The sequence below is a fragment of the Haloferax larsenii genome (genome assembly GCF_024730625.1).
In the GTDB taxonomy this organism is placed as follows: Archaea; Halobacteriota; Halobacteria; order Halobacteriales; family Haloferacaceae; genus Haloferax; species Haloferax larsenii.
Genome location: NZ_CP078063.1, coordinates 993,453 through 1,011,169, shown reverse-complemented (window position 1 = coordinate 1,011,169; position 17,717 = coordinate 993,453). Strand labels below are relative to the sequence as shown.

The window sequence follows — 17,717 nt, the reverse complement described above, 5'->3', positions numbered from 1 at the left end:
AGCAGACCGGCGGCCCACCATCACGCATGGAAACCGTCATCGTCACCGGCGCACTCGGGCGCTCCGGGCGCTGGATTACCGACCGACTCGCGGCGGACTACGAGGTCGTCGCCGTCGACCTCGACCACCCCGGGTTCGAAGTCGACGCCCGCGAGAACCTCGACTTTCGGGCCGCCGACCTGACGAACATGGGCGAGGTGGTCGACCTCGTCGCCGAGTTCGACCCCGACGCCGTCGTCCACTGGGCGGCAATCCCCTCGCCGACGCGACACGCCGGAAGTCGCGTCTTCGAGACCAACGTCGAATCGACCTACAACGTCCTCGTCGCCTCGGCCCGGTCCGACGCGCGAATCGTCTGGGCCTCCTCGGAGAGCGCCTACGGCTTCGCATTCGCCGAGGAGACGCCCCTGCCCGACTTCCTTCCCATCACCGAAGACCATCCCCTTCGACCCGAAGACCCGTACGGAACCGCCAAAGTCGCGGGCGAAGAGGTGTCGAAGATGGTCGCCCGCAAGCACGACGCCTCGACCTGCGCCATTCGGCCGTCGTGGATTCAGTATCCCGGCGAGTACAACTGCCGCGACATCGCCGAATCGGGTGACCTCGCTGGCGGTGCGGGCAACTGCTGGTCCTACGTGGACGTGCGCGACGTAGCCGGGCTGGTCGCCGCGGTCCTCGAACACCCTGTCGACGGCCACGAGGCAGTTCACGCCGCGGCCGCGGAGACGTATCTGGGGCGGCCGACCGCCGACGCAGTCGAGGCGTTCTGGGGCGAACTGCCGGACGACTGTACTCTCGATGGCGAAGAATCAGCGCTCTCGACGGCGAAAGCCGCAGCGTTGTTCGATTGGGAGCCGGAATACTCGTGGCGCGACGCCGCCGACGCCGAGGTTTCGGAGCCGACGCTCTGGAACTGAGCGACCGCCAAGAGACGGCGAAAACGGCGTAAATCGGGACACACCGTTTTGACGGCCGGGCGCGTAGGTCCACACAGATATGTTCGCCGACAGAGAAGACGCTGGCCGCAGGCTGGCCGACCTGCTCGACGACCGGGAAACCGAGGCAGACCTCGTTCTCGGTATCCCACGAGGGGGACTTCCGGTCGCCCGCGAGGTGGCCGACCGACTCAGAGCACCGCTCGACGTGGTCGTCGCGTCCAAAGTCGGCGCGCCCGGAAACCCGGAACTCGCAGTCGGAGCCGTCGCCGGCGACGGGAGCGCGTGGTGGAACGAGGACCTCGTCTCCTACCTCAGCGTGGACGACGACTATCTCGAACGCGAGTGCGAGCGCGAGGCCGAAGCGGCCAGAGAGAAAGTGTCGATGTACCGCGGCGGCGACCCGCTTCCAGACGTCGAGGGCAAGCGCGTCGTGGTCGTCGATGACGGGGTCGCGACCGGCGCGACAGCACGGGCCTGCCTCCGGCAAGTCGTCGCTGGCGGAGCAACACACGTCGTGCTCGCGGTTCCGGTCGGGCCACCGAACACCGTCGCCGAACTGGAGTCGGAGTGCGACGACGTCGTGACAATCGACTCGCCGGAGGCGTTCGGTGCGGTCGGCGCGTTCTACCGCGACTTTACGCAAGTGACAGACGAGGAAGCCGCGGCGTACCTCGAATAGCGGCACACACAGGAGACAGAGACCCGGCGCGGCCGTGACGCGGAACTTAAGCGGCACAACTGTCTATGCCCTCCAATGAGCGATTCCCGCGACTTCTGTCCCCGCTGTGGGGACCCCATTCCGGAGCGAGACGAACCGCTTCCCGGGATGCCCCGCGAGCGCGACGACGTCCTCTGTGACTCGTGTTACTTCGACGACTTCGAACTCGTGGACGCCCCCGAGAAAGTGCAGGTTCGCGTGTGTGCCCAGTGCGGTGCAATCGAGCGCGGCAACCGCTGGGTCGACGTCGGCGCACGCGACTACACCGACATCGCCATCGAGGAGGTGTCGAACGCCCTCGGCGTCCACGTCAACGCCCAAGACGTGCGCTGGGGCGTCGAACCCGAGCAGGTCGACGAGAACAACATCCGAATGCACTGCCACTTCTCCGGAGTCGTCCGCGATACACCGGTCGAAGAGACGGCTATCGTCCCGGTGAGCATCGCACGCGAGACGTGCCAGCGCTGTGGCCGCATCGCCGGAGGCTACTTCGCCAGTCTCGTGCAGGTCCGCGCCGACGACCGAACACCCACGACCGAAGAGGCCGAGACGGCCATCGAAATCGCCGAGTCCTACATCGCAGAGCGCGAGGACAAAGGCGACCGAGACGCGTTCATCTCGAGTATCAAGCGAACGCCCAACGGCCCGAACATCAAGATTTCGACCAACAAGATGGGAAGTGGGGTCGCAAAGCAGATTCGCGAACGCTTCGGCGGCACCATCGAGGAACACCCGACACTCGTCACCGAAGACGGTGACGGCAACGAAGTCTACCGCGTCACCTTCGTCGCGCGACTCCCACGGTACACTGCTGGCGACATTATCGACCCCGAAGACGACGATGGGCCAGTGCTCGTGCGCAGCAATCGCGGCCGACTCAAGGGAATTCGACTCACCTCTGGCGACCCGTACGAGTCGGAGTTCGAGGAAGGCGAGCGTCCAGAAGCAGAACATCTCGGCTCCGTCGAAGACGCCGAAGAGACGACCGTCGTGACGGTCGAAGACGAGCATGCAGTGCAGGTTCTCGACCCCGAGACGTTCGAGTCGAAGACCATCCCGCGACCGGACTACTTCGACCCCGAGGCTGCGATGGTTTCCGTCCTCAAGAGCCAGTCGGGACTCCACATCCTGCCGGACGAGGCAGTCGAGGACGAAGACGAGGAATAGGAGGATAGAGAATAGGTACTCGGAGAGTAGAAGGTTGGGGGAATAGAAGGACGGAAGAAAGCGAGAACGACGAGGTCGAGGAGTCGGAAGAGGCGAGCAGGAGGCGGCGCGCTCTTTGTTGCAGTAGAGACAGGGTAAGAACGTCCCGTCAGCTAACGGGCGTCGAAATATCGAAAGCGAGAGTATCTGTTAGTCCGCGCGGGCGGGGCTGTCGGAAGAGACCGCCGTCGCGGGCGTGTCCTCGCGCACCGTCACACCGTGGCGTTGGAGGGCGACGACGAGGTCGTCCTCAGAGTAGCCGGAGCGGGCGGCCGCCTGCGAAAGTGTGAGTGTCCCGCTGCGATACAGTGTGATCGCCGAGGCGAGTGCGGTAGAGTGCATGACCGATACACAGGACTTCAGTAGCATTGGTGTTAACTATTTCGTGAGAAAGCATATCAAACACAAACTACTCGCCACGATTGGTTTACATACAAGGCGCAAATTGGGCATATACACTACATAACCACAGACACATTAATAATCATTGAGGATTCGTTCGAGAGTTCTCGCCACTCTTGGACGGGTGGTGATTATTACACCAATATTTTAATGACAACTAATGTCATAATTGGCATACAGCGGAGAGAAAATACACTCAAGTTCGAGTAAACTCGGGGCCAAAAGAGATGGACACTCTCCAAGGGTAGACGCAGTCCAGTTTCCGTTATCACACCTGCGAATCGTGCCGAAGCGTTCATTTCTCCCCAGCCACGTCGTACGCCCATGGACAAACAGCAACTGCTCGCGCTGACACTCGTCGCGCTGATGCTGGGGTCGTCGCTGTTCTACGCGGTTAGCTTCGCGCTGTAATCACTCGCCCCAGACGTCAGAAAGCGGATGGTCCCCGCGACCACCGTCGTTCGAATCCGACTCCGAGCGACTGCGCCCGCCGCCAGAGCCACCACGAGAGCGGCCGCCCCCGGACTTGCCCCCTGACGACCGTCCGCCAGCCGACTGCCCACCCGAGGACCGACTACCGGCGGAACTCGTCGCGCTCGACCCAGTTCCGGTCCCCGACTGCCCCATCGACTGGCCGCCGAGTCCCGACTGACCCTTCGTCGCGTTGCTTCCGCGACCACCGGCGGCGACGGGGTCGAACTCGGGGAGGTCCGGTTTCGACATCCGGTCTACCTGTTCGGCGAACCAGTCGGGCATGTCGTGGCGCGTCTTCTCGAACAACTGCAACAGACTGCTGTCGGCGACGTAGGTGTCGCCGTAGTCGTCGGGGGCGCGAACGACGCGGCCGCACGCCTGAATCACGGTTCGCAGGGCTGCTCGGCGGTACCACGCCCACTGGCCGTCTTCGAGGCGGCGGGCGACACGCGAGTCGTTCGTGTTGAGATACGGCGCTTTACAGAGTACCTGCCACCGACAGAGGTCGCCTTTCAGGTCCAATGCCTCCTCCATCTTGACCGAGAGGAACACCTCGGGGCGGTCGGTCGCTTTCCACGTCTCTAACTCCGCGTTGCGGTTCTCTCGGTCGTGACCGTGGATTCGGTTCCCGAGTCCCATCTCGGCGAGTCGGCGGCGGAGTTCCGCCTGAATCGCATACGAGTGGCAGTGAATCAGGCCCTTCTCGTCGGGGTGTTTCGCCATCAGACGGACGATGAGGCGGGCGATTTTGGGGAGCGTCTCGTCGCGGTGTTCGTAGGTCATCTTCCCTTGGGCGACGTTGTACAGGGGCCGGTTCTCGACCGGGAAGGTGTGACCCACGTCCACGAGCGCGACGTTCGAGGGGTCGAGACCGACCGACCGACAGAACGCGGCCTTGTTCAGGATGGTCGCCGACAGGAGCGCGAACCTGTTGCCGCGGTCCCAGACGGTGTGTTTGAGGTACTTCGCCGGATCGAGCGGCTTGATAGCGATGGGTGACCCCTCACCGTCGTGCTGGTCGACGACCCACGTCGTCGGGCTCTGTGGGTCGCGGTAGTCCTCGACGAACCAGTTGAGTTCGCCGCGGAGTTCCTGCAAGCGGTCGCGTCGGGCCGCCTCCTCGGGCGTCAACTCGGGTTGCGCCAGCAACTCGTCTTTCGCCCGCTCGCAGACGCCAGCGATGGTTTCGGCGAATCGCGCGGCTCGCTCGACGGGGTCGCCCGCTTCGGAGAGGTCGGGAACGCCGATATCGTCCCAAATCGGGACCGTCCGGGGCTTCAGGTCGATGGTCGCGTACATCTCGGCCCACTCGGCCAGTCCGTGGGCCTCGTCGATGACGACCACGTCGCGCTTGCGGAACACGTCCGACCCGGCGGTCTGCATGAAATACGCGAGCGTCATCGCCGCAATCTGGCGGTTCGAGGCGATGGCGCGGTCGGAAAAGTACGGACAGCGGTGCCGAATCGAACAGTCGAATCCGCGCTCGCGGGCGCAGGGAGCGCGGTCGACGGGTGTGTCTTCCTCCCCGCGGATGATGCAGTTGTAGTTCGACTTCCCGCGGATTATCTTGAGGTCAGAAAGCAGGTCGTCTTCGGCGACGTCGTCGAGTTGCGACACCTGCGGCGTGGTGTAGTAGGCGTCTGTCGCCTGCGCGGGCGTCGCCTCCTCGACGGTCCGGGCCGCGCCCGCGATAGAGCGCGCGAGGAGCGACTTGCCGCTCCCGGTCGGCGCGCGAATCAACACCACGTCGTTGCCGTCGGCGAAGGCGTCTCGAATGTCGCGCAGTGCACGCTCCTGATTCCCACGATACTCGGGAGCCGGAAACGAGTCGATGATACGCGACGGGTCCACGATGGTTCCTGTCGGTGGGCGGGCCTAAATCCACCGCTCCCCTTCAGAAACAGTACGGCAAGGGTTAGCAGAGGTACACAGACAAGGGTATTCGAGACGAAAAGCGGCCGACGACCATCGCGTATCGTTACAGCTCGGCCAATAAAGCGACAGCTCAGAAGTGCAGAGGTGGAAGAGTCCAATAAACGGCTACTCAGACTCTCCCGTTAATCCTTAATCCAGATACAGCTACGCCAGTTTCGAATATAATTGTAACGGTTCCAGAGAGTTCTTTGTAGGAAAGGGGTATCCCCCTTGTGTTCTGGAGCCGATTCTTTGTAGTGGACTACGCCTCTACAGGAGTACCACGAGGGTACTGAGGGCAATGAGGACTTTCAACAGCCAGTAGGCTGTCTTCAGGACCTCACGTGCCCTGCTCAGTTTCTCCCACGTTGAAAGGGAACTGAACTTCTTGCTCAGCGTAGCCCACCGCCGACGGAGGATTTCTCCTCCACTTTTTGTGGACATGTTTGAGTAGTCTGCCCACTGCTCAGAGTCCACCAGAGCGGGCTCCCAACGTTAACTGGATTAAGGATTAACGGGAGAGTCCGTCCAACTTCATCCGGCGGTGGGTCTTGACGCCGCGACCTCTCGGTAGCGGCTTACGAAGCACTACTAGTGTTTGTGGGTTATAATTTACCACATCATATCAGGTAAAACTCCACGACTGCTCCCACACAGGAAGCTACCCCTCGTGTTGCGCTTGAAGTCGGCTCGGCGCAATAGCACGTTACAGCGCCGCCACGTCTTCGGCCGTCGGTTCGCGGTCGCCCGGAAGGCGCTCCATACACTCGAAACAGAGGAAGTGCTCGGACCCGTCGACGAGTTCGAGCGTCATCCCGCCCGACGAGGAGGTCGGAAAGTTCCACAGGTCGCCGATGCCGCCAGCGATGCGGACCCGCTTTCCGCAGACGTCACACGGTTCTGAAGCCATACTCCGGGAGAGGAGACGTGGCCGGAAAAACACCCCGCCGAGGGGTTCATGTCTATCGGCGTATAATTTCTATGGCATGCGCGTCGATTGTGAGGACTGTGCCGGGTGCTGTATCGACTGGCGACCAGTCTCGCCCGTCGCGCTGGACCACGAGCGCCGCGGGCCGCGAGCACCGCTCGACGACACCTACAATCTCGTGCCGCTGACGCGCGACGAAGTGCGCGAGTTCGTCGACGCTGGTCTCGGAGACGTGTTGACGCCGCGGCTCTGGGAAGCCGCACCGGGCGAGGGTATCGAAATCGACGGCACCGAGGTGGCTTCGATACACGGGAAGCCGGCGTTCTTCGTCGGCATGCGAAAGCCGCCGAAGCCCGTCGCCCCGTTCGGTATCGAGCGGACGTGGCTCCGAGCCTGTGTCTTTCTCGACCCCGACACGCTTCAGTGTCGCATCCACGACTCCGACCTGTACCCCGCCGAGTGCTCGGAGTACCCCGGTCACAACCTCGTGCTCGACAAAGAGACCGAGTGCGAACGCGTCGAACGAATCCACGGCGGCGACCGACTGCTCGACGACGAACCGCCAGAGAACCACCAGGGCCTCCTGCTCGGCCCCCACGCGCTCGGGGCGAAGCTGTTCGTCCATCCCGACCCCGAGCGTCTGGACGGTGTGGTCGAGCGGATTCAGACGCGCTCTCTGACCGCAGCCGACAGAGCAGAGTTCGTCGGCGTCGCGGTCGGGTCCCACCCGGGTTCGACCGAAGTCGACGACGAACGCGCCCGCGACGCCCGCGAACGAACCCTCGAAGCCGACTCGTGGGCAGGAAGCGCGTTCGAGACGTGGGTCGAGGCGGCAACTGCACTCGGCGCGGACGCGGCCGACGCACCCGACCCGGAGGCCGTCGAAGTCGCACGTGGTGCGCCCGAGACGCCTGGTTGGGACGCGATTCGGCAGGAGAACTGATTCGCCGACAGCGCGACCGCCGCCCGCGACGAGTCTTTAACACCTGTGGTGTCGTTATCATGAATCATGAGAGTTCTCGTCACTGGTGCGACCGGATTCGTCGGTCGGCATCTCGTCCCCGCCCTCCTCGACGCCGGCCACGACGTGGTCGCGTTAGTCCGCGACGCGAGTCGGTACACGGGACCGGACGCAGTCGAGGTCATCGAAGGCGACCTGCTCGAATCGGACTCGCTCGGCCCGGCGATGGAGGGCGTCGACGCCGCGTACTATCTCGTCCACTCGATGCAATCGGGAGGCGATTTCGAGGAACGCGACCGTCTCGCGGCCCGCAACTTCGTGGATGCGGCGTCAGCGGCGGGCGTCGAACGAGTCGTCTATCTCGGCGGTCTCGGCGAGGAACGCGACCGACTCTCGCCGCACCTTCGCTCTCGGCGCGAGGTCGAACATCTCCTCGAATCCGGCGCGTTCGAACTGACGACGCTCCGGGCGGCAATCATCGTCGGTGCCGGGAGCGCGAGTTTCGAGGTGATTCGCCAACTGGCGAAGCGTCTCCCCTTGATGGTGACGCCGCAGTGGGTCGAAACACGCTGTCAGCCAATCGCTATCGCCGACGTGGTTGGCTATCTCGTCGGCGTCCTCGACTACCCCGAGACGGCGGGCGAGACGTACGAAATCGGCGGCCCGGAGGTTCTCACCTACCGCGAGATACTCCACCGGGTCGGGTCCCATCTCGGACAGGACCCGCGAATCGTCCCGGTGCCGGTGTTGACGCCGCGCCTCTCGTCGTACTGGATTAGCCTCGTGACCGACGTGGACGCCGGGGTCGCACGGCCGCTCATCGAGGGACTGAAAAATCCCGTCGTGGTGCAGGACGACCGCATCCGCGACATCGTCTCGGTCGAGGCGACACCCTTCGACGAGGCAGTCGAACGAGCGCTGGGCGAAGGGAGCGAAGACGAGACGACCGTCACCGTGGAATCGCCGACCGAAACGGTGTGAATCGCGGTTGAGCGGGTGAATCGCGGTTGAGCGGGTGAATCGCGGTTGAGCGGGTGAATCGCGGTCAGTCGAGTGAGTCGCCGTCGGGCGAGTGGATGGCTGGCGACGACGGGAATGAAAGGAGAACGCAGGACGATTGATAAGTCACGGGACCTAACCAGAGGCGTATGAGCGACGCCCCGGAGTACGGCGAGACGTGGGTCTACGAGAGCATCGTCGGCGCACTTCCGGGCGTCAACATCAGCGAAGCGGGCGCAATCGCGCTGCAAATCGCTATCTTCGAGGTCGCTGTCCTCACTCTCGCGTGGGTGTACGACCTCTGGGCCGCGGCAGTGGCCGGGACTGCTGCAGTCGTCGTCGCCGCAGTCGGGAGCATCGTCATGCTCCGAATGGGGCAGTTGACCCGCGCCGCTGCCGTGCCGGGCCCTTACCGACGCCTCCTGTTCGGGTCGAGTATCGAAGTCGTGTTAGCGGTGCTCGCGTTCGTCGCGCTCGTGACGCACCTGTTCGTCTTCGACGGGCGGCAGACTGCAGTCCCACTCGTGACGGTGCTGTTCGGCACGGAACCACCGGTCGTGGTCGTCTACCTGATGCTGCTCGTCCTCTGGGACCTCTGTTACCGCATCGGCACGTCGTGGTGGGCAGCGGTCGTCGGCCTCTGGGGCGTCCTCCGCTACCGCTTCGACGACCCGACTGCGAAGACTGTCGGGCGAGTCAACCTCCTCAACGTCGGGTTCGGTGCGGCACAGTTGCTCCTCGTGCCGTTTCTTCAGGACCAACCGATACTTCTCGTGGCGGTTGGTGGACACGTCGTCGCCGTGACTATCGTCTCAGGAGTCGCAGCGGCGCTCGTTCGAGTTCGGTGACGCGACGGCCGAAAAACGTGCGTGAATCAGTCACCTTTCATCTGCTTGAACTGCTCGAGGAGGGCTTCGGTCGAGTCACCGGAGTCGTACTCGACCGTTCCGCGGTAGGTGTTTCGGTCGTCGTCGGTGCCGGGTTCGACTTGACTCGTCATGCGTTCGCGGCGTTCGTGTTCTGCTTCGTCGTAGGCACCCATTGACATGGTTCATCATACCGTGTGAAGTCTTCCCACATATAATTAACGGTGACAATCAAAATCATGATAGATTCGGAGAGGATGGCGGGAAAAGATAAAACCTCCCCGTAGACTACACCACCTGTGGCACGCCCCCTCCGCTTTCGCTTTGCGCCCGGTCGCTGGGACGAATCACGAGTTCGTCGCGACGTCTTCGAACCGCTGGACTCGAATCTCGGTGCGACGATGCGTGCGCCAGCGCACGCCCCACCCGACGGTTACGAGGCGCGTCGGTTCGATATGGAAAACGGCGACATCGCCCTTCTCGCGTGGACCGACGACCACGCCTACTGGTTAGGCAACACCGAGACGCCGAGTTCGCTGTGGCGAACAGACAAAGAAGGGTTCGACGAGGCACCCTTCTCGATTTCCCGGTGGGCGCAGCGCGAGCTCATCGACGAACTGTTCGAGGAGTCGCCGTGGCTGAAGCCGTACCCGCATCTCTCGTGGTTCTTTCTCCCGGTGTTCCTCTCGAAAGACGGGCGCAAGACGACTCGCGAGTTCTTCTACGACCACGCGGCGGGCTTCCCCGACGCGACACGCGAGGAGGCGCTGTCGTTCTACGAGCGCCTCTTTGCGACCGGGGCACTCGACGAGTACCGGGAAGTCATGGCCGGAAAGCTCGGCACCTCCGAGTACTTCGACCGAATTCGGATGACGGCGGCGATGGGCGAGTTCGACGTGGCGCACCTACTGACGGAGGCGGGGTACGACATCACGCCAGAAATCGAAGTGACGACCGGCCACTCCATCGATTTCCGCGTCGACGACGCCCGCACGGGCGGGGCACTCGTCGAAGTGACGCGGCCGCTCCCGCCGAATCGACGGTCGGTGAGCAATCCGGTCGCGGCGATTCGAGACACCGCACAGACCAAGACCAGCGGTCAGGGCCAACTCGCCGAACACGGCGGTGGCGTCACGCTGTTCGTCGATTGTTCGTCGTTCCCCGACGACGACTGGGCCGCCATCATGGGCGAGAAACCAGACGTCCGTCACCGGCCCGCAGTCGTGTTTCGACTCCGGCCGTCGGGAGACGTCGAAGGGTACGCGAAGGGGTCGGTCCCGGTGGACCTCCCGTGGCTGTCGTAGTTAGAAGGAGAGCATCTGCGGACCGTCTTCGCCCAGCGGGCTCGGGTCGCGGTCGCTGTAGTATCGGCGACCGATTGCCTCGTGCCCGACTGCAGTGTAGAGCGAGTCCCGCACGTCCTGCGGGCAGGTGTACGTCTCGTCGCCGAGACGTGCCAGAATCTGTGCGACAGTCTCCTGGCCGTTTTGGAGCTCGATTACTTCGTCCCCGTAGTGTTGGACGAAGTCTGTCGAGCTAGTCGGGTATTCGTGGCGATCGATTGCGTCGCCGAGTCCGTTCAGGCGCATTACACCCCAACGAAACCGGACCACATTCTTAATGATTTTCCATGAGCGTCATTAGAGACTTTGCAGTCCTTAATCATCCTTAATTGAAGATTGCGCACAAGGCTTCTTGTCCCCCCACACGGACCTCAGCGTATGAGCACCGACGGTCCGGTAGCCGACCTCCACCTCCATACGACCGCCTCGGACGGTCGTCTCACCCTCGATACGCTCCCGGCCGCAGCACGTGCCGGCGGCGTCGAGGTCGTGGCCGTGACCGACCACGACCGATACCATCCGCAACTCGACGCACCCGTCGTCGAACGCGAGGGTGTGACCATCATCCACGGAATCGAACTGCGCGTCGACGCCGGGGACCGCCGCGTCGACCTGCTTGGATACGGCGTCGAACAGACAGACGCTCTCACCGCCGAAGTCGAGCGCCTCCAGCAGGACCGCGTCGAGCGCGCCCGGAAAATCGTCGACGCCGTCGAGGAGACGACCGGCGTACACCTCGATATCGACATCCACCACGGGATTGGGCGGCCGCATATCGCTCACGCTATCGACGCGAGCGACGCCCCCTACGACTATCAGGGGGCGTTCGACGACCTCATCGGTGCCGACGGCCCGTGTTACGTCCCGCGTGCGCTCCCGACCTTCGACGACGGTGTCGACATTCTCCGGGAGGCGTGCGACGTCGTGAGCCTCGCCCACCCGTTTCGCTACCGAGACCCCGCGTTCGCCCTCGAACTCTGTGCCGACCTCGACGCAGTCGAGCGATACTACCCATACGGCTACGAGGTCGACACCGACCTGCTCGACGAAGCTATCGAAACCTACGACCTGCTCGAAACCGGCGGGAGCGACGCTCACGACGACACACTGGGGAAAGCCGGACTCCCTGCGGCGGAGTTCGAGCGCTTCGCGGCCGAGATTTCAGCCCTCTGATTCGTTTTTCAACCGACAACTGCACCGTCTGCCGCGGGCGTAGAGTTAAATCATATCGGGTCTGAAGAGGGGGTATGCAGTGTCACTACTGCGACCGCGAGGCCGCATACGCCGCGGAGAAAGACTCCATCAAAGTCGGCCTCTGTGAGCGACACTTCCGTAAACGCGTCGAGGAACTCGCCGAATCCGAGGAACTCGCCGCCCTGAAAGAAAAACTCGACATCAACCGAACGAAGTGAGGTCGCAGTCCGGTCCCCGGACGTCCTCCGCTATCCTCCTTCGAGCCATCCATTTTCTTGGACCAGACAGTCGAGAGAGCTACGCGAGAACTCGGCCACCGAGCAGGTAGAGCGCCGCGAGCACGCCCTCGAAGACGAGCGTCCCGAGCGCAGAGAGCGCGAGGAACCGCCGCGGCGACATCTCGGCGAACCCCGCCGGAACGGTGAGCATCCCGCGCGTGAACAACATCGCGTTACTCGCCGGGACGACGAGCGGCCCCCAGCGGTCGAACCAGCCGTCGAACCGTTCGATTTTGGACTCGTCGATGCGGAACCACGACCGCGAGAGGAGATACTCGCGACCGCCGCGCTGGGCGACGAGAAAGAGCGCGAACTGGCCGACTGTCGCGCCGAGGACGGCAATCCCCAGGATGGGAAGGAGGTGTTCTGGGCCAATCAGCACCAGCGCACCGGGGACGAGCAGTTCACTCGGCGCGACGTAGAGTAACATCGCGCCTTCGAGGACGAACACCGCAAAGAGGACGACGAAGGCGAGTTCAGACGCGAGAAGTTCGCGAAGGAAGGGCGGAAGTTCTGCAACCGGGGCACTCATCGCTCTCGGGTTGTGAGGGGTGCGGCAAATCGGTTATGGTGTGACACGGTACCGAGAGCGACGCCGTTTTGCCACCGCCTGTCGAAGCCGACGTATGGACCTCACCGACCGCCCGCGACGACTTCGGACAGACGGGATTCGACCGCTCGTCTCGGAGACGACGCTCGACGCGACGGACCTCGTCGCACCGATATTCGTGGACGCGACGACCGACGAGCGCGTCCCCATCGAGTCGATGCCGGGCCACGAGCGAGTTCCGATTTCGGAGGCGGCCGAGCGTGTCGCGGAAGTCCGAGAGACGGGTGTCGAGGCCGTCATCGTCTTCGGTATCCCCGAGTCGAAGGACGCCGAGGGGTCGCGCGCGTACGCGAAGGACGGTGTCGTACAAGAGGCGGTCCGCCGCATCACCGCCGAGACCGACGCCTACGTCATCACCGACGTGTGTCTCTGTGAGTACACCGACCACGGACACTGCGGGGTGTTGGAATCGCACGCCGAAGACGACCCGACTCTCACCGTCGAAAACGACCCCACGCTGGACCTCTTGGCGATGACGGCGGTGTCCCACGCCGCGGCCGGTGCCGACATGGTCGCCCCCTCGTCGATGACCGACGGGATGGTCGGAGCGATTCGCGAGGGACTGGACGACGCGGGATACAGCGACGTGCCAATCATGTCCTACGCCGCGAAGTACGAGAGCGCCTTCTACGGCCCCTTCCGGGACGCCGCCGACGGTGCCCCGGCCTTCGGCGACCGCCGCCACTACCAGATGGACCCCGCCAACGCCCGCGAAGCGATGCGCGAAGTCGCCCTCGACGTCGAACAGGGTGCCGACGTACTGATGGTCAAACCCGGCCTGCCGTATCTCGATATCGTCCGTGCTATCCGCGAGACGTGGGACCACCCGGTCGCCGCCTACAACGTCTCCGGCGAGTACGCGATGCTCCACGCCGCCGCCGAGAAGGGATGGCTCGACCTCGACGAAGTGGCCCACGAGTCGCTGTTGTCGATGAAGCGCGCCGGAGCAGACCTCATCATCACGTACTTTGCAGAGCACGTGGCGGAGCAGTTATCGTCCGGTCGCTGACCGGCCGCCGGCCTTCTCCTCTCCCTACCGGACCGAGGCCCGAGCCCTTCGTCTCTCCCCGCCAGACCGAGACGCAAGCCGTCTTCTCGACCCCGTGAGACCGGGCCGCGCGCGACGAAATCGGCCGTCTGTGGCAATATTTTCCTGAACGTTCGTCCACACAGCGCCGAACATCTGTCTCAGTTCTGGACGAAATACAACCTTATACGCATAGTATTCTACCGTATTTTGTTTGTCCGTCTTATTATACACCACCAAATTGGACAGTTTCAACCCCATTCTTTATTTACTACCTCCTCATGAAGCCGAAGCGTGATGAAGCAACACAATCTACACGGAATTGGTGAAAAAGAACCGTTTTGTCCACCAATTGAATTTGGAGGTGGACAGTCGTGATTCCCTTGCAGGTCGACCCGGCGGTCGTCGCGCAGGGTATCAACTACGTCTGGGTGCTGGTCGTCTCGTTCCTCATCTTCTTCATGCAGCCGGGCTTCGCGCTGCTCGAAGCCGGGCAGGTTCGCGCCAAGAACGTGGGGAACGTCCTGATGAAGAACATGACCGACTGGGCGCTGGGCGTTCTGGTCTACTTCATCGTCGGCGCGGGCGTGGCGACTATCGTCGGCGGCCTCACCTCGCCGGGTGGCTTCGACGCGGCCGCCGCGTTCTCCTACATCGGAGACTCCGGCACGTGGATTGACTGGCTCTTCGGGGCCGTCTTCGCCATGACCGCCGCGACCATCGTCTCCGGTGCAGTCGCAGAACGCATGGACTTCCGTGCCTACGTCGTCTTCGCGGCGACGATCACGGGATTCATCTACCCCGTCGTACAGGGCCTGACGTGGTCCGGCGGCCTCCTCTCCGGAAGCGGCTTCCTCGGTGCCGCCCTCGGCGTCGGCTACCTCGACTTCGCCGGTGCGACCGTCGTCCACATGTGCGGTGGCGTCGCCGGCCTCGTCGGTGCAAAGATGGTCGGTCCGCGGAAGGGGCGCTTCGACGAGAACGGCGAGAGCCAGCCGATTCCCGGCCACTCGATGCTCCTCGCCGTCCTCGGGACGCTCATCCTCGCGTTCGGCTGGTACGGCTTCAACGTCGGCACGCAGGCGACCGTCCTCGCGACGACCGAAAGCGGCGGTCTGGAGTTCATGGGTGCCGCACTCGGCCGCGTCGCACTCGTGACCACGCTCGGCATGGGCGCTGGCGCGGTTGCCGCGATGCTCGTCTCGACGAGCTACCAGGGTAAGCCCGACCCCCTCTGGATGGCCAACGGCTTGCTCGCCGGACTCGTGGCTGTCACGGGCGCTGTCCCCCACGTCACGTGGTGGGGCGGTCTCGTCCTCGGCGCAATCGGCGGCGCAATCGTCCTGCCCGCCTACCGCTGGACGGTCGATTCGCTGAAGATAGACGACGTGTGTGGCGTCTTCGCCGTCCACGGTGTTGCCGGTGCGGTCGGCACGGCACTCATCCCAGTGTTCGCGGTCGGCGGCTTCTCCGCCACGCAACTGGTCATGCAGGTCGCTGGCGTCGGCATCATCGCCCTGTGGACCATCGCCGCCTCCGCCGCCGTCTTTGCGCTCACTGATGTCATCTTTGGCCTCCGCGTCTCGGAAGAAGAAGAGCTCGAAGGCCTCGATATCGGCGAGCACGGCGTCTCGGTCTACCCCGAGTTCGTCGGCGACTCCGGTCCGGACCGCGGACTCGGCACGCCCGCGAAGGCGACTGCGACCGACGGCGGTGTCACTATCACCGAGAACACGACGGAGAACGGAGGTGAAGACCAATGAGCGACGAATCGGACGACATCAAACTCGTCATGGCCATCATCCGGCCCGACAAACTCGCCGACGTGAAGACCGCGCTCGCCGAAGTCGGAGCTCCCTCACTGACCGTCACGAACGTCTCGGGTCGCGGGTCACAACCCTCGAAGAAGGGCCAGTGGCGCGGCGAAGAGTACACGATTGACCTCCACCAGAAGGTCAAAATCGAGTGCGTCGTCGCCGACATCCCCGCTGACGAGGTCGTCGAAGCGATTGCCGACGCGGCCCACACCGGCGAGAAAGGCGACGGGAAGATATTCGTCCTCCCCGTCGAGAACGCGGTGCAGGTCCGTACCGGGAAAGTAGGTGGTCCAGCAGTCTAAGGAGTCGCATCCGACCGCCTCTGACAGCGCTCTTTTCTGACTGGGTTGGCGTGCTGCTGTGCACCGACCGACTGGTCCCTCGATTTCGTTGTGTAATCAAACAATTTTCTGACACTACATGCGTCGAATTGTCTGGCAACATTTGTCCACTCTTCACCGAGTTTACGTCCTTATATACTCCATATCCACTTGTAAACCAGACAATCGTGTCGTGACTACGCCAAATATAGACAATTGTCAACACCAATTATTATGTACTCGTATGTGGATACATTCTTTCGTGATTCACGAGACAAACGGTCGTGAATCGAGCACCAACATGAACGACTGTCCATTCAAATTCGAGAACGTATCGCCAATCAGAGGGTCCGTATGATTCCATTGCAGACCGACCTCGCCACCGTCGTCGAGGGCGTCAACCTCGTGTGGGTCCTCACGGTCACCTTTCTCATCTTCTTCATGCACGCCGGCTTCGCCATGCTCGAAGCCGGGCAGGTTCGCGCCAAGAACGTCGCCAACCAGTTGACGAAGAACTTGCTCACGTGGAGTATCGGCGTCATCGTGTTCTTCCTGCTCGGTGCGGCCGTCTCGGCAATCGTCGCCTCCCTCACCGGCGGCCCCGCGACGACCGTCACAGACGCCTTCATGGGACTCTACGCGCCCGACGCCTCGGCGACGACCGCATGGGTCGATTGGCTCTTCGGGGCTGTCTTCGCCATGACCGCCGCGACCATCGTCTCCGGTGCCGTGGCCGGTCGCGCACGCCTCCGTGCCTACCTGACCTACACTGTCCTCATCGCGGGCGTCATTTACCCCGTCGTCGTCGGCTTCACGTGGGCCGGCGGCTTCCTCAGTAACCTCGGCTTCCACGACTTCGCTGGCGGCATGATTGTCCACGGGATGGGCGGCATCGCCGGCCTCACCGCCGCGTGGATTATCGGCCCGCGCATGAACCGCTTCAAGCCAGACGGCAGCGCGAACGTCATCCCCGGTCACTCCATCACGTTCGCCGTTCTCGGGACGCTCATCCTCGCGTTCGGCTGGTACGGCTTCAACGTCGGCACCGCCGCTGCACCCCTCGCGTACTCGGACGGCGCAGTGACCCTCGGCTCCTTCGCCTACGTGGGTCGTGTCGCCCTCGTGACCACCCTCGGCATGGCTGCCGGGGCGCTCGGCGCGGGTGGCGTCGCCTTCTACAAGACCGGCAAGGTCGACACCCTCTACGTCGCAAACGGTGTTCTCGCCGGCCTCGTCGGCGTCACCGCCATCGCCGACGACATCGTCTGGCCGGGCGCACTGGTCGTCGGCCTCCTCGCTGGCGCGCAGCTCCCGCTCGTGTTCGAATTCATCGAGAAGCGCCTCCACATCGACGACGTGTGTGCGGTCTTTCCGGTCCACGGGTCTGCCGGTGTGCTCGGGACGCTTCTGTACCCGGTGTTCGCCGTCCCCGTCTGGCACAGCGGTGCCTCGGTCGTCTCGCTGGCAATCCCGCAGGTCGTCGGCGTCGGCGTCATCGCTGTCTGGACGTTCGCCGTCACAGCCGGCGTCTTCGGTGCCTTCCGTGCCCTCGGACAGGCCCGCGTCTCTGCGGACCACGAGCGCGAAGGGCTCGACACGGCGGAACACGGCGTCGACACCTATCCCGAGTTCGGGTCGCCAGACGCCGACACCGGCATCCGCGCCGATGGGTCCGGCTTCCCACCCGCAGATGGGTTCATGACGACGCGGGAGGAGGAATAA

Annotated in this window: 20 protein-coding genes; 13 read left to right on the top strand and 7 right to left on the bottom strand. The window is 63.5% G+C overall.

The genetic code is table 11. The features are described 5' to 3' along the window. Positions 1–26 precede the first annotated feature (26 nt). The 3 genes from KU306_RS05175 to KU306_RS05165 all read left to right on the top strand — a co-directional run bounded on the left by KU306_RS05175 (position 27) and on the right by KU306_RS05165 (position 2,823). Positions 27–917: an NAD-dependent epimerase/dehydratase family protein gene (locus KU306_RS05175; protein ID WP_258303087.1), complete on the top strand. Its 891-nt coding sequence runs from the start codon at positions 27–29 to the stop codon at positions 915–917. Between the two features lie 79 nt (positions 918–996). Beyond that, on the top strand, positions 997–1,617 hold the full coding sequence (locus KU306_RS05170; protein ID WP_007544115.1) for a phosphoribosyltransferase: 621 nt from the start codon (positions 997–999) through the stop codon (positions 1,615–1,617). Positions 1,618–1,692: 75 nt separating this feature from the next. Next, entirely contained in the window at positions 1,693–2,823 is a 1,131-nt protein-coding gene (locus tag KU306_RS05165) for a 60S ribosomal export protein NMD3 (RefSeq protein ID WP_258303086.1), read from the top strand. 189 nt (positions 2,824–3,012) lie between these two features. On the opposite strand, the gene KU306_RS05160 is transcribed toward KU306_RS05165, so the two are convergent. From KU306_RS05160 to KU306_RS05145, 4 genes are all read right to left on the bottom strand, one after another. Then, on the bottom strand, positions 3,013–3,204 hold the full coding sequence (locus KU306_RS05160) for a UPF0175 family protein (protein WP_258303085.1): 192 nt from the start codon (positions 3,202–3,204) through the stop codon (positions 3,013–3,015). Positions 3,205–3,675: 471 nt separating this feature from the next. Beyond that, a complete protein-coding gene (locus KU306_RS05155) occupies positions 3,676–5,589 on the bottom strand; it encodes a helicase C-terminal domain-containing protein (protein ID WP_258303084.1) in 1,914 nt (637 codons plus the stop codon). 333 nt (positions 5,590–5,922) lie between these two features. Continuing rightward, the gene (locus KU306_RS05150) at positions 5,923–6,129 is read right to left on the bottom strand and encodes a hypothetical protein (protein ID WP_007544107.1); all 207 of its coding nucleotides are present in this window, start codon (positions 6,127–6,129) and stop codon (positions 5,923–5,925) included. A gap of 229 nt (positions 6,130–6,358) precedes the next feature. Further along, positions 6,359–6,562 (bottom strand): DUF7561 family protein, encoded by a 204-nt coding sequence (locus tag KU306_RS05145; RefSeq protein ID WP_007544105.1) that lies wholly within the window; start codon positions 6,560–6,562, stop codon positions 6,359–6,361. Between the two features lie 76 nt (positions 6,563–6,638). Between KU306_RS05145 and KU306_RS05140 the strand changes: the two genes are divergently transcribed. The 3 genes from KU306_RS05140 to KU306_RS05130 all read left to right on the top strand — a co-directional run bounded on the left by KU306_RS05140 (position 6,639) and on the right by KU306_RS05130 (position 9,388). Beyond that, on the top strand, positions 6,639–7,523 hold the full coding sequence (locus KU306_RS05140; RefSeq protein ID WP_007544103.1) for a zinc/iron-chelating domain-containing protein: 885 nt from the start codon (positions 6,639–6,641) through the stop codon (positions 7,521–7,523). Positions 7,524–7,589: 66 nt separating this feature from the next. Then, the gene (locus tag KU306_RS05135) at positions 7,590–8,522 is read left to right on the top strand and encodes an NAD(P)H-binding protein (RefSeq protein ID WP_007544101.1); all 933 of its coding nucleotides are present in this window, start codon (positions 7,590–7,592) and stop codon (positions 8,520–8,522) included. A gap of 167 nt (positions 8,523–8,689) precedes the next feature. Continuing rightward, complete coding sequence (locus tag KU306_RS05130; RefSeq protein ID WP_007544099.1) at positions 8,690–9,388, top strand: DUF7530 family protein; 699 nt, start codon at positions 8,690–8,692, stop codon at positions 9,386–9,388. Positions 9,389–9,414: 26 nt separating this feature from the next. Here KU306_RS05130 and KU306_RS05125 read toward each other — a convergent pair whose 3' ends face one another. Beyond that, on the bottom strand, positions 9,415–9,588 hold the full coding sequence (locus tag KU306_RS05125; RefSeq protein WP_169317611.1) for a DUF5786 family protein: 174 nt from the start codon (positions 9,586–9,588) through the stop codon (positions 9,415–9,417). 117 nt (positions 9,589–9,705) lie between these two features. Between KU306_RS05125 and KU306_RS05120 the strand changes: the two genes are divergently transcribed. Next, complete coding sequence (locus tag KU306_RS05120) at positions 9,706–10,710, top strand: DUF5784 family protein (protein WP_007544096.1); 1,005 nt, start codon at positions 9,706–9,708, stop codon at positions 10,708–10,710. On the opposite strand, the gene KU306_RS05115 is transcribed toward KU306_RS05120, so the two are convergent. Further along, complete coding sequence (locus tag KU306_RS05115) at positions 10,711–10,995, bottom strand: DUF5789 family protein (RefSeq protein ID WP_007544095.1); 285 nt, start codon at positions 10,993–10,995, stop codon at positions 10,711–10,713. Between the two features lie 132 nt (positions 10,996–11,127). Here KU306_RS05115 and KU306_RS05110 point away from each other — a divergent pair, with 132 nt between their 5' ends. Further along, entirely contained in the window at positions 11,128–11,922 is a 795-nt protein-coding gene (locus KU306_RS05110; protein ID WP_258303083.1) for a PHP domain-containing protein, read from the top strand. 74 nt (positions 11,923–11,996) lie between these two features. After that, positions 11,997–12,161 (top strand): DUF6757 family protein, encoded by a 165-nt coding sequence (locus tag KU306_RS05105; RefSeq protein ID WP_007544093.1) that lies wholly within the window; start codon positions 11,997–11,999, stop codon positions 12,159–12,161. Between the two features lie 79 nt (positions 12,162–12,240). Here the strand turns inward: KU306_RS05105 and KU306_RS05100 are convergent, their stop codons facing one another. Then, on the bottom strand, positions 12,241–12,753 hold the full coding sequence (locus tag KU306_RS05100) for a DedA family protein (RefSeq protein WP_007544092.1): 513 nt from the start codon (positions 12,751–12,753) through the stop codon (positions 12,241–12,243). A gap of 94 nt (positions 12,754–12,847) precedes the next feature. Here KU306_RS05100 and hemB point away from each other — a divergent pair, with 94 nt between their 5' ends. The 4 genes from hemB (at position 12,848) to KU306_RS05080 (ending at position 17,717) form a co-directional block, all read left to right on the top strand. After that, positions 12,848–13,840 carry a porphobilinogen synthase gene (hemB, locus tag KU306_RS05095; protein WP_258303082.1) on the top strand — a complete coding sequence of 331 codons (993 nt, stop codon included), beginning with the start codon at positions 12,848–12,850 and terminating at the stop codon, positions 13,838–13,840. Between the two features lie 392 nt (positions 13,841–14,232). Then, positions 14,233–15,621: an ammonium transporter gene (locus KU306_RS05090; RefSeq protein WP_258303081.1), complete on the top strand. Its 1,389-nt coding sequence runs from the start codon at positions 14,233–14,235 to the stop codon at positions 15,619–15,621. After that, positions 15,618–15,977, top strand: a complete 360-nt coding sequence (gene glnK1 / locus KU306_RS05085; RefSeq protein ID WP_309138741.1) for a nitrogen regulatory protein GlnK1 — start codon at positions 15,618–15,620, stop codon at positions 15,975–15,977. Before KU306_RS05090 ends, glnK1 begins: the two co-directional genes overlap by 4 nt. Before the next feature lie 372 nt (positions 15,978–16,349). Continuing rightward, a complete protein-coding gene (locus KU306_RS05080) occupies positions 16,350–17,717 on the top strand; it encodes an ammonium transporter (RefSeq protein WP_258303080.1) in 1,368 nt (455 codons plus the stop codon).

Coding starts and splice junctions, on each gene's coding strand:
- KU306_RS05175 (WP_258303087.1), top strand. CDS start 27: ATGGAAACCGTCATCGTCACCGGCGCACTCGGGCGCTCCGGGCGCTGG.
- KU306_RS05170 (WP_007544115.1), top strand. CDS start 997: ATGTTCGCCGACAGAGAAGACGCTGGCCGCAGGCTGGCCGACCTGCTC.
- KU306_RS05165 (WP_258303086.1), top strand. CDS start 1,693: ATGAGCGATTCCCGCGACTTCTGTCCCCGCTGTGGGGACCCCATTCCG.
- KU306_RS05160 (WP_258303085.1), bottom strand. CDS start 3,204: ATGCACTCTACCGCACTCGCCTCGGCGATCACACTGTATCGCAGCGGG.
- KU306_RS05145 (WP_007544105.1), bottom strand. CDS start 6,562: ATGGCTTCAGAACCGTGTGACGTCTGCGGAAAGCGGGTCCGCATCGCT.
- KU306_RS05140 (WP_007544103.1), top strand. CDS start 6,639: ATGCGCGTCGATTGTGAGGACTGTGCCGGGTGCTGTATCGACTGGCGA.
- KU306_RS05135 (WP_007544101.1), top strand. CDS start 7,590: ATGAGAGTTCTCGTCACTGGTGCGACCGGATTCGTCGGTCGGCATCTC.
- KU306_RS05130 (WP_007544099.1), top strand. CDS start 8,690: ATGAGCGACGCCCCGGAGTACGGCGAGACGTGGGTCTACGAGAGCATC.
- KU306_RS05125 (WP_169317611.1), bottom strand. CDS start 9,588: ATGTCAATGGGTGCCTACGACGAAGCAGAACACGAACGCCGCGAACGC.
- KU306_RS05115 (WP_007544095.1), bottom strand. CDS start 10,995: ATGCGCCTGAACGGACTCGGCGACGCAATCGATCGCCACGAATACCCG.
- KU306_RS05110 (WP_258303083.1), top strand. CDS start 11,128: ATGAGCACCGACGGTCCGGTAGCCGACCTCCACCTCCATACGACCGCC.
- KU306_RS05105 (WP_007544093.1), top strand. CDS start 11,997: ATGCAGTGTCACTACTGCGACCGCGAGGCCGCATACGCCGCGGAGAAA.
- KU306_RS05100 (WP_007544092.1), bottom strand. CDS start 12,753: ATGAGTGCCCCGGTTGCAGAACTTCCGCCCTTCCTTCGCGAACTTCTC.
- hemB (WP_258303082.1), top strand. CDS start 12,848: ATGGACCTCACCGACCGCCCGCGACGACTTCGGACAGACGGGATTCGA.
- glnK1 (WP_309138741.1), top strand. CDS start 15,618: ATGAGCGACGAATCGGACGACATCAAACTCGTCATGGCCATCATCCGG.
- KU306_RS05080 (WP_258303080.1), top strand. CDS start 16,350: ATGATTCCATTGCAGACCGACCTCGCCACCGTCGTCGAGGGCGTCAAC.